We start from the raw sequence: 10613 nt of genomic DNA, 5'->3' as shown, positions 1-10613 counted from the left end.
AAACTCCCCCACCCCGTCGGGGGCGGCGGGGTCTCCGGCCCCCTCGCCCGCCTCCCCCCACACCCCGGGCGTACGTGGTGAGGTGCAAATCCGAGGCGATATCGTGCTGGGCCGAGGCGATTCCGGGTCGAGCCGAGGCGGCGTCGGGCTGGGCCGGGCTGGCCCCCCCGCCCCCCCAGCCCCCCCCCCCCCCTTTGCGCCAAAAACCCCGGCCCCCCCCGCGGCGCCCCAAAAACTACAGAACCAAAACCCGCGGCGCCGCAGGCGCCGCAAAATCAACACAGCTCGATGATGGTTGCGTTGGCGGTGCCGCCGCCTTCGCAGATGGTGAGCAGGCCGTAGCGGCCGTTGATCCGTTCCAGTTCGTTGAGCAGGGTGGCGAACAGTTTCGCCCCGGTCGCGCCGAGCGGGTGGCCCAGCGCGATCGCGCCACCGTTCACGTTCACCTTCTCCGGATCGGCGCCGGTCTCCTTCAACCAGGCCAGGACCACGGGTGCGAACGCCTCGTTGATCTCGATCACGTCGATATCGTCGATGGTCAGGCCGGTTTTCTCCAGTGCCCACTTGGTGGCCGGGATGGGCGCCGTAAGCATGTAGAGCGGGTCCGCGCCGCGGGCACTGACGTGGATGATGCGGGCGCGCGGGGTGAGACCGTATTCCTCGACCGCCCACTCCGAGGCGAGCAGCGTGGCGCTGGCCCCGTCGGAGATCTGCGAGGCGACAGCGGCGGTCAGCGGGCTCCCCTCGGCGAGGGCGGGTAGCGTTGCCATCTTCTCCAGGCTGGTTTCCCGGGGACCCTGGTCGATCCAGAAATCGCCGACCGGCACGATCTCTTTGTCGAACCGGCCGGCCTTGATCGCGGCGCGCGCCCGGTCGTGGCTGCGCAGCGCCCACTGCTCCATATCCGCGCGGCTGATCCCCCACTTCTCGGCGATCAACTGCGCACCACGGAACTGGGACACCTCAGCGGTGCCGTAGCGGTGATCCCAGCCCTTCGCGCCGACGAAGGGGGAATCGAAACCGTATTCCTTACCGGCGATCATGGCCGCGGAGATCGGGATGGCGCTCATGTTCTGCACGCCGCCGGCCACGATCACCTCGGCGGTCCCGCTCATGATGGCCTGCGCACCGAAGTTGATCGCCTGCTGGCTGGACCCGCACTGCCGGTCCACGGTGACGCCGGGGACCTCCTCCGGATAGCCGGCGGCCAGCCACATGGTCCGGCCGATATTGCCGGCCTGCGGCCCGACATTGTCGACGCAACCGACGATCACATCGTCGACCTGTGCCGGGTCGACCGGGTTGCGGGCCAGCAGACCCTGCAGCGCGGCCGCGCCGAGGTCGGCGGGGTGGACCTCGGCCAGCGCGCCACCGCGCTTGCCGACCGGGGTGCGCACCGCGTCGATCACGTAAGCCTCACGCAGCGGCGCGTAGGGGCGGCGGGCAGCTGTAGCCATGGGTTTTCTCCTAATCGATATGGCCCGGCACGGTGAGCCCGTCGAGCACGATGGTGAGGTACTGCTTGGCGAGGGTCTCGACCGTGACCGCTCCGCCGCCCGGCCGGTACCAGCGAACCGCCACCCAGACCGTGTCGCGCAGGAAGCGGTAGGCCAGGTCGATATCGAGTTCGGGACGGAAGCTGCCGTCGGCGACTCCGCTGGTGAGCACCCGCCGCCACAGCTCCCGGAACTCGCGGTTGTATTCGTCGATATAGGCGAACCGTTCGGAGCCCTGCAGCCGTTTGGCCTCGGACTGATAGATGGCGACCGCGGCATGCGACCGGTCGAACGCCTCGTAGGAGGCCAGCACCAGCGCTTCCAGGGTGGCGCGGGAACTCAGGCCCGCCGCGGCGATCTCGCGGTAGCGGCCGAAGAGTTCGTCGAGGAATCCGCGCAAGATCTCGTCTACCATCCCCTCTTTCGAGGAAAAGTGGTGGTAGAGGCTGCCGGAGAGGATCCCGGCGGCGTCGGCGATATCTCGCACCGTGGTCGCGCGCACGCCCCGTTCGGCGAACAGGTCGGCCGCCAGATCGAGGAGTTCGCTACGCCGGGCCGATTTCGTGGGGTCGGGTGCGGTCACCCGGCCATAATACAACCAAGCATTTGCTTGGGTCCATGGTAGGCGGAAAGGAACCGGGCCCGGCGTTTCCGGCTCCCCCCTCATGATTCGGAGCCGGACCCGCCGGGCCCGTAGCGCCGGACCGCGATCCCGCACTACTTTCCGATCTGATTGGACGCACGATTCCACGAACCGGTTCCCTGGGTTCGGCCCCGAAGATTTCCGCGCAGTACGCGTCGTTTCGCACACCCGCGGGCGCCGCCGGCCCGGCCCCGCGGCACCGCCACCACACCGGATGCGGACGCCGCGGCAGTTATGGCGCCGCCGGGCGACGAAGCACGGCACTCGTTGAAGCACGGCACTCGTTCCGGCGGGACGCTCGGCAGACCCCGGCCGAACGTATACGCGAACGTCGCGGTACCGGAAATCCCGGCACCTGCCAGGTCCACGCCGGGCAAGCGCATCGGACCCGCGCGAGGCAGGAATCCGGCTGCCAGGGCCACGTGGGGTTACGCGCGCTGGCTGCTGACCGAGACGACCTCACCGGTGAGGTAGGTGGTGTAATCGCTGGCCAGCATGGCGATGGTCGCGGCGACCTCCCAGGGCTCGGCCGCACGGCCGAAGGCTTCTCGTTCGGAGAGACGATCCAGCAGTTCGCTCGAGCTGACCTTGTCGAGGAACGCATGCCGGGCGATACTCGGCGACACCGCGTTGATCCGGACCCCGAGTTCGGCGGCTTCCACCGCGCTGCACCTGGTCAGCGCCATGACTCCGGCCTTTGCGGCCGCATAGTGGGCCTGACCGTACTGGGCGCGCCAGCCCAGCACGCTGGCGTTGTTGACGATCACGCCGCCGTGCTTCGCGTCGCGGAAATAGTTCAACGCGGCGCGGGTGCAGCGGAACGTGCCGTTCAAGGTGATATCGAGGACCTTGTCCCATTGTTCGTCGGTCATATCGACCACCGGCGTCTCACCACCGAGCCCGGCATTGTTGACGAAGATATCGACCCCGCCCAGCGCCGCCGCCGATCCGCGCACCAGTTCGTCGACCTGCGCGGTGCTGGTCACGTCGCAGACGAGCGCGTGCACTTTACGATCGGCGAACGCTTCGGCGAGTTCGGCGCGAGTCGCCTCCAAACGCCGTTCGTGCCAATCGGAGACGACCACATCGGCGCCCTCGGTCAGCAGCCGGCGGGCCGTGGCGGAACCGATTCCGGTGCCGGCGGCCGCGGTGACCACGGCCCGGCGGCCGGTGAGCAGCCCGTGGCCGGGCGTCTGCGGCGGCGGGACGGACAGCGGCCCGCTCACTGCCGGGCCTCACGGGGCAGGCCGAGCACCCGCTCGGAGATGATGTTGCGCTGCACTTCGTTCGAACCTCCGTAGATCGTATCGGCGCGGGTGAACAGGTACAGCCGCTGCCATTCGTCGAGATCGCCGTCCGCGGCCACCAATCCGGCGGCGCCGCGCACCGCCATGGCGAGTTCACCGAGACCGCGGTGCCAATTCGCCCAGAGCAGTTTGCCCACCGATGCCTGCCCACCGTCCTCGGCCGTTTCGGCCATGGTGCGCATGGCATGGGCGCGCAGTACCCGCAGGCCGACCCAGGCCCGGTCGACCTTGTCGGCCAGCAGCGGGTCGTCGAGCGCGCCCGACTCCCGTGCCATGTCCTCGATGGCCGCCAGCTCCCGCGCGAAGCGAATCTGCTGGCCCAGGGTGGAGATACCGCGTTCGACATTGAGGGTGCCCATGGCGACCCGCCAGCCGTCACCGGGTTCGCCGACCACGAGATCGGCCTCGGTGCGCGCGTTGTCGAGGAAGACCTCGTTGAATTCCGAGGTTCCGGTGAGCTGGATAATCGGCCGGACCTCGATACCGGGCTGATCCATCGGGACCAGCAGGTACGACAGCCCTTTGTGCCGTTTCGAGCCGGGTTCGGTACGGCACACCGCGAAACACCAGTCGGCCACATGAGCCAGGGAGGTCCAGATCTTCTGGCCGTTGATAGACCAGTGATCGCCGTCGAGGCGGGCGGAGGTGGCGACCGCGGCCAGATCGGAGCCGGCGCCGGGTTCGGAATAGCCCTGGCACCACAGTTCGGCGACCGTGCGGATACCCGGCAGGAAGCGGTCGCGCTGGGCGTCGGTGCCGAAGGCCAGGAGGGTCGGGCCGAGCAGTTCCTCGCCGACGTGCGAGACGCGCGCCGGCGCGTTCGCCTTGGCGTACTCCTCGTGGAAGATGATCTGCTGGCGCACGCTCGCCGCGCGGCCGCCGTATTCGACGGGCCAGCCGAGACAGGTCCAGCCGGCGGCGGCCAGGGCGCGGTCCCATTCCAGGCGTTCGTCGAAGGCCTCGTGCTCGCGGCCGGGCCCGCCGAGCCCGCGCAACTCCCGGAACTCGCCGTTCAGCTGCTCTTCCAGCCAGCCGCGTACCCGATCGGCGAATTCGCCATCGCTCAGCGCCGCCACGCTGGTCCGCTCGACAGCGGTACGCGGCGTGGCCGCGACACGCGGCCCCGCCGCGGGTTCGCCTGATTGCCGCCCGCCGTCGCGACCGGTACCGGATTCTGAGGTCTGGATAGCACCCACGCCGGTAGGATAACCTACCAAGCACTTGCTTTGTAGACTCCGTTCGAGACCGCGCACCGCACCCGGCCGCACGACCATGAGGACACCCGTGAACACCCCTGCGCACACACCGCCGGTGGCCCAGACCATCCCCGCGGCCTTGCACGCCGCCGCCGACACCTTCGGTTCGGCGCCCGCACTGGCCGACGGGCCCGTCCGGCTCGACTGGACAGAACTGCTCACCCGGGTCCAGGACGTAGCGCGCGCCCTGCTGGCCCGTGGAATACAGGTCGGTGATCGGGTGGCGATCTGGTCGCCCAATACCTGGCACTGGGTTGTCGCCGCCTTGGGCGCGCACTACGCGGGCGCGACGCTGGTCCCGCTCAACACCCGTTATGTCGCCGACGAAGTGGTCGACGTGCTGAACCGGGTGGATGCCAAAGCCCTGTTCATCGCCGGCACCTTCCTGAAACGTGATCGCCTCGCCGAACTGCGCGCGACCGCACCGGAACTGCGCATCGATACGGTCGTCGTGCTCCCGGTCGAGGGTGAGCAGGAGCGGGCCGAAGGCACGCTGAACTGGTCGGATCTGGCGGAAACGGGGGCGGCGGTCGACCGGCAGCAGGCCCGGGAACGCGCGGAATCGATCAGCGGTGACGATCTGTCCGACATCCTGTTCACCTCCGGTACCACCGGCCGCAGCAAGGGTGTGCTGATCGCCCATCGGCAGACGTTGTCGGCGGTGCGCGGCTGGACCGAATGCGCGACGCTGCACAGCGCCGACAACTACCTGATCGTGAATCCGTTCTTCCACAGCTTCGGCTACAAGGCCGGGATCGTCGCCTGTGTGTTGACCGGGGCCACCATGGTGCCGCAGATCGTTTTCGACGTGCCGACCACCATGCGCCTGATCGACCAGGAGAAGATCACCGTCCTGCCCGGTCCGCCCACCATCTACCAGACCATCCTGGACTACCCGGACCGCGGCGGATTCGAGCTGAGCAGTCTCCGGGTGGCGGTCACCGGGGCGGCGCCCGTCCCGGTGGTACTCGTCGAGCGGATGCGCGCGGAACTCGATTTCGAGGTGGTACTCACCGCCTACGGACTGTCCGAATCCACCGGTTTCGGCACCATGTGCCGGGTCGACGACGATGCCGAGACCATCTCCGCGACCAGCGGCCGGCCGATGGCCGGGTTCGAACTGAAGCTGAGCGACGCCGGGGAAATCCTGCTGCGCGGTCCCAATGTGATGCTGGGATATCTCGACGATCCGGAGAGCACCGCGAAAGCCATCGACGCCGACGGGTGGCTGCATACCGGTGATATCGGTGAGATCGACGAGCGCGGGTATCTCAAGATCACCGACCGGCTCAAGGATATGTACGTCAGCGGCGGATTCAACGTCTATCCCGCCGAGATCGAGCAGGCCCTCTCCCGGCTGGACGGCGTCGCCACCTGCGCGGTGATCGGGGTACCCGATACCCGGATGGGTGAGGTGGGCAAAGTGTTCGTCGTCCGGAAACCGGGCGCGAAACTCACCGAAGACCAGGTGTTCTCTTACGCCACCAAAGTGCTGGCCAATTTCAAAGTGCCGCGTTTCGTCGAATTCCGCGACGAACTGCCCTTCAACGCCAGCGGCAAGGTGCTCAAACGCCGGTTACGTGAGGAGAATTCGTAATGCCGGAACACAATCCACCGGCCGTGAACGGGAGCGTTCCCCACGAACCCGATGTGGTCACCTACGAACGCCGTGGGGCCATCGCCGTGGTCACCCTGAATCGGCCGGATTACCGTAACGCGCAGAACTCCGTGATGACCTACGCGCTCGACGCCGCGTTCGAACGGGCGGTGGAGGACCCCGAGGTGAAGGTCATCGTGCTGGCCGGCAACGGCGAACATTTCAGCGCCGGCCACGATCTGGGCACCCCGGGCCGCGACCATCACGTGAAATACCAGAACAAGGCCGCACTCTGGTGGGATCATGTGGACCGCCCGGGCGGCGATCAGCGCTTCGCCCGGGAGACCGAGGTCTACCTCGGGATGTGCCGCCGCTGGCGGGAGATCCCCAAACCGACCATCGCCATGGTGCAGGGCGCGTGTATCGCGGGCGGGCTCATGCTGGCCTGGGTCTGCGATCTGATCGTCGCCGCCGATGACGCCTTCTTCTCCGACCCGGTGGTGCGCATGGGGATTCCGGGGGTCGAATACTTCGCCCACCCGTGGGTGATGGGACCGCGCGCGGCGAAGGAGTTCCTGTTCACCGGCGACCGTTTCGACGCCGCGCAGGCCAAGGAATGGGGCATGGTCAACCGGGTGGTGCCGCGGGCCGATCTCGAAGCCGAAACCATGGCGCTGGCCGAGAAGATCTCGGCCATGCCGCAATTCGGGCTGGCGCTGACGAAGAAGGCGGTGAACCAGTCCGAGGACCTCATGGGTATGCGCAGCGGTATGGATTCGGTGTTCGGCCTGCATCATTTCGCGCACGCTCACAATGCCGAAGTCGGCACCGACTCGCTCGGCGGGTTGAACGCCAAATCTATGAAGGCGCGGGCGACCACCGCCGCGGCCACGAACGACGGGAAAGCCTGAATGGATCTCGATCTCGACGACAGCACCCGGGAATTCCAGCGGGAGGTCTGCGAATTCCTGGCCGCTCATGTCCCCGCCGAACCGCTGCCCTCGATGGATACCGCGGCGGGTTTCGAAGCGCACCGCGAATGGGAACGCACCCTGGCCGAGGCCCGGCTGTCGGTGGTCTCCTGGCCGCGCGAATTCGGCGGCCGTGATGCCTCGCTGCTGGAATGGGTGCTGTTCGAACAGGAGTACTACGCGGCCGGCGCGCCGGGCCGGGTGAGTCAGAACGGTATCTTCCTGCTGGCCCCGACCCTGTTCGAACACGGCTCCCCCGAACAACTCGAACGGATCATGCCGCGGATGGCGCGCGGTGACGATATCTGGGCGCAGGCCTGGTCGGAGCCGGAAGCCGGGAGCGATCTGGCCGGTATCCGCTCCACCGCGCGCCGCGCCGACGGCGGCTGGGTGCTGAGCGGGCAGAAGACCTGGAGTTCGCGGGCGGCGTTCGCGGATTGGGCGTTCGGCCTGTTCCGCAGCGATCCCGAGGCCGAACGGCACCGCGGGCTCACCTACCTGATGTTCCCGCTCACCGCCGACGGGGTGACGGTCCGGCCGATCCCGCAGCTGGACGGTGAACCCGGCTTCGCGGAGATCTTTCTCGACGACGTATTCGTCCCGGACAGCGATGTGATCGGTGCGCCGAACGAGGGCTGGCGGGTCGCGATGAGCACCTCCAGCAACGAACGCGGTCTCTCGCTGCGCAGCCCCGGCCGGTTCAGTGCGACCGCGCGGCGGCTGGTCGACCTGTGGACCGAAACCGGCGATACCGGCACCGCGGCGCGAGATGCCGTCGTGGATGCCTGGATCGGCTCCGAGGCGTACCGCCTGCACACCTTCGGCACCGTCACCCGGCTGAACGAGGGCGGCAAACTCGGCGCGGAATCCTCGATCACCAAGGTGTTCTGGTCCGAACTCGATATCGCCATGCACGAAACCGCGCTCGACCTCCTCGGCGCCCGCGCCGAACAGGCGAGCCGCTGGACCGACGGTTACCTCTTCGCGCTGTCCGGCCCGATCTACGCCGGCACCAACGAAATCCAACGCAACATCATCGCCGAGCGGCTTCTCGGCCTACCCAGGGGAGGCGGCCGATGAAATTCGCGCTCAGCCCGGAACACCGGGACTTCGGTGCCAGTATCCGCAAGGTTTTCGAATCCGGTTCCACACCCGCCGCGGTGCGGGCGTGGAGCGGCACAGACCCCGCGCCCGGCCGCGCGCTGATCGAACAACTCGCCGCCGCCGGCGCCCTCGGCCTGACCGTCGCCGAGGAATTCGGTGGCCTGGGCGCCGAACCGCTCGACCAGCTGGTCGCGTTCATCGAGGTGGGTCGCGCGGCGGCGCCGGGGCCGCTGGCGGAATCGGCGGCCGCCGTGCCGGCATCGCTGCAGGCGCTGGCGGCCACCGACCCCGGCCCCGCGCAGCAGTGGCTGCCCGGTATCTCCGAAGGCACCGTGTCGGCGACCATCGCCTTCGGCGGGCCGGAGGGCGCCGCGGTCGCGGTGGACGCCGATCGCGCCGATCTCGTACTGGTCGCCCATGAGGATCGCCTGTCTACCGGTCGCGTCGGCGAAGTCGTGCGCTCGGTGGATCCGGCACGCCGGTTGTTCACGGTGGATGCCGGGGAAACGATCGCCGAAGGACCGCAGGTACGCGATGCCATCGCGGCAGGTTTCGACGCCGGTGCGCTGGCCAACGCCGCCCAGCTACTCGGTGCCGGTAAAGCGCTGCTCGACGCCTCGACCGATTACGTCAAACAGCGCAAACAGTTCGGCCGGCCGATCGGTGAGTTCCAGGCGGTCAAACAGAAACTGGCCGATGTGTTCATCGGGCTCGATATCGCCGAACCCCTGCTGTACCGGGCGGCGCTCACCACCACGACCCCGAACCGCGCCCGTGACACCTCGGCGGCCGCGGTGGCCTGCGCCGACGCCGCGTACCGGGCGGCGCGCACCGCGCTGCAGGTGCACGGCGCGATCGGCTATACCGCCGAATACGACCTGTCGCTGTGGCTGACCCGGGTCACCGCCCTGCGCACGGCCTGGGGCACGCCCGGCCTGCATCGCGGCCGGGTCGCCGACGCCTTGCGCACCGGTCCCGCGGTGGACCCGTCGGGCGCACTCACCTGAGAACCGAATCCGAGTGGCCGGCCGGGCCGGACGAGTGCGCTGCCGGACGAGTGCGGCCTCGCCGCAACGAGAACCGGCAGGAAGCGGCAACAACCGGACGTAGGCGCTATCTCGGCATCCGTCCGTCAGACCTACGGGAGAAGAGATGATCAGCGAGGAACAGCAGGAGCTGGTGGCGGCGGTCCGGGGGCTGCTGGCCAAACGTGATGCCCGCGCGGGTATCCGCCGGGCCATGGACACCGACCTGGGCTACGACCCCCAACTGTGGGCACAGCTGTGCGAACAGGTCGGAGTGGCCGCGCTGGCGATCCCCGAGGAATACGGCGGCTTCGGTGCGGGCCTGGTCGAATCCCTGCTGGTGGTCACCGAACTCGGCCGCACCCTCGCCGATGTCCCGATGCTCGGTTCCGCGGTCCTCGGCGCGCAGGCGGTCCTGCTGTCCGGCGACAGCGAAGCGTGTGCCCGGCTACTCCCGGGTGTCGCCGAGGGCACCAGCACCCTCGCGGTCTGCTGGGCGTCGGCGCGGGGCTGGGACGAGTTCGGCGTCCGGGCCGAGGACGCCCCCGCGGGTAGCACAGGAACTGCGCTGAACGGCACAGCGCACTATGTACTCGACGGAAATATCGCCGACGTCTTGATCGTGGTGACCGCCGCCGGACTCTTCGAAGTGGACGCCGCAGCCGCCGGAGTTCAGCGCCGGAAAGTCGCGGCCATGGACCCCTCCCGCGCCCTGTCCGAAATCACCTTCGCCGCCACTCCGGCGCGCCGGCTCGGCGCGGCCGACCCCGGCCCGGTGGTCGAACAACTCCGCCGGATCGCATGGGCCGCGGTGGCGGCCGAACAGGTGGGTGCCGCCGAGTACTGCCTCGAGGCGACGGTCGAATACACCAAATCACGGGTGCAGTTCGGCCGGGTCATCGGTAGCTTCCAGGCCCTCAAACACCGGATGGCCGATATGTATGTCCTCGCCGAATCCGCGAAATCGACCGCCCTCACCGCCGCCCTCGCGCTGGCCGAGGACAATCCGTCGGCCGCCGAAGACGTCTGGGTCGCCCGGCACCAGTGCACCGAGGCCTTCACCACGATCGCCGCCGAAACCATCCAGCTCCACGGCGGTATCGCCATCACCTGGGAACACGACGCCCACCTCTACTTCAAACGCGCCCACGGCGACGCCCAGCTCTTCGGCACCCCGAAACGCCCCGTGGTCCACAGCTGACCTGGCTACCGGG

The 10613-nt window shown here is 68.6% G+C and carries 9 protein-coding genes; 5 read left to right on the top strand and 4 right to left on the bottom strand.

Features of this window, described 5'->3' with window-relative positions:
• Positions 1 to 275: 275 nt before the first annotated feature.
• The 4 genes from QH276_RS26995 to QH276_RS26980 form a co-directional block, all read right to left on the bottom strand.
• Entirely contained in the window at positions 276 to 1424 is a 1149-nt protein-coding gene (locus QH276_RS26995) for an acetyl-CoA C-acetyltransferase (protein ID WP_280399336.1), read from the bottom strand.
• 43 nt (positions 1425 to 1467) lie between these two features.
• Positions 1468 to 2079, bottom strand: a complete 612-nt coding sequence (locus QH276_RS26990) for a TetR/AcrR family transcriptional regulator (protein WP_280399324.1) — start codon at positions 2077 to 2079, stop codon at positions 1468 to 1470.
• Positions 2080 to 2567: 488 nt separating this feature from the next.
• The gene (locus QH276_RS26985; protein ID WP_280399323.1) at positions 2568 to 3365 is read right to left on the bottom strand and encodes an SDR family oxidoreductase; all 798 of its coding nucleotides are present in this window, start codon (positions 3363 to 3365) and stop codon (positions 2568 to 2570) included.
• Positions 3362 to 4642 carry an acyl-CoA dehydrogenase family protein gene (locus tag QH276_RS26980; RefSeq protein ID WP_432278642.1) on the bottom strand — a complete coding sequence of 427 codons (1281 nt, stop codon included), beginning with the start codon at positions 4640 to 4642 and terminating at the stop codon, positions 3362 to 3364. Before QH276_RS26980 ends, QH276_RS26985 begins: the two co-directional genes overlap by 4 nt.
• 88 nt (positions 4643 to 4730) lie before the next feature.
• Here QH276_RS26980 and QH276_RS26975 point away from each other — a divergent pair, with 88 nt between their 5' ends.
• The 5 genes from QH276_RS26975 to QH276_RS26955 all read left to right on the top strand — a co-directional run bounded on the left by QH276_RS26975 (position 4731) and on the right by QH276_RS26955 (position 10600).
• Positions 4731 to 6299 (top strand): FadD3 family acyl-CoA ligase, encoded by a 1569-nt coding sequence (locus QH276_RS26975; RefSeq protein ID WP_280399322.1) that lies wholly within the window; start codon positions 4731 to 4733, stop codon positions 6297 to 6299.
• Positions 6299 to 7210 (top strand): enoyl-CoA hydratase, encoded by a 912-nt coding sequence (locus QH276_RS26970; protein ID WP_280399321.1) that lies wholly within the window; start codon positions 6299 to 6301, stop codon positions 7208 to 7210. Before QH276_RS26975 ends, QH276_RS26970 begins: the two co-directional genes overlap by 1 nt.
• Entirely contained in the window at positions 7211 to 8350 is a 1140-nt protein-coding gene (locus QH276_RS26965; RefSeq protein ID WP_280399320.1) for an acyl-CoA dehydrogenase family protein, read from the top strand. It begins immediately after the preceding gene.
• Positions 8347 to 9381: an acyl-CoA dehydrogenase family protein gene (locus QH276_RS26960; RefSeq protein WP_280399319.1), complete on the top strand. Its 1035-nt coding sequence runs from the start codon at positions 8347 to 8349 to the stop codon at positions 9379 to 9381. The genes QH276_RS26965 and QH276_RS26960 overlap by 4 nt, the downstream gene beginning before the upstream one ends.
• A 145-nt stretch (positions 9382 to 9526) precedes the next feature.
• Positions 9527 to 10600, top strand: a complete 1074-nt coding sequence (locus QH276_RS26955; RefSeq protein ID WP_280399318.1) for an acyl-CoA dehydrogenase family protein — start codon at positions 9527 to 9529, stop codon at positions 10598 to 10600.
• Positions 10601 to 10613: the final 13 nt, after the last annotated feature.

Source organism: Nocardia carnea, from assembly GCF_029869215.1.
GTDB lineage: Bacteria > Actinomycetota > Actinomycetes > Mycobacteriales > Mycobacteriaceae > Nocardia > Nocardia carnea_B.
The sequence above is the reverse complement of the archived record's forward strand: the minus strand, read 5'-3'. Positions and strand labels throughout refer to the sequence as shown.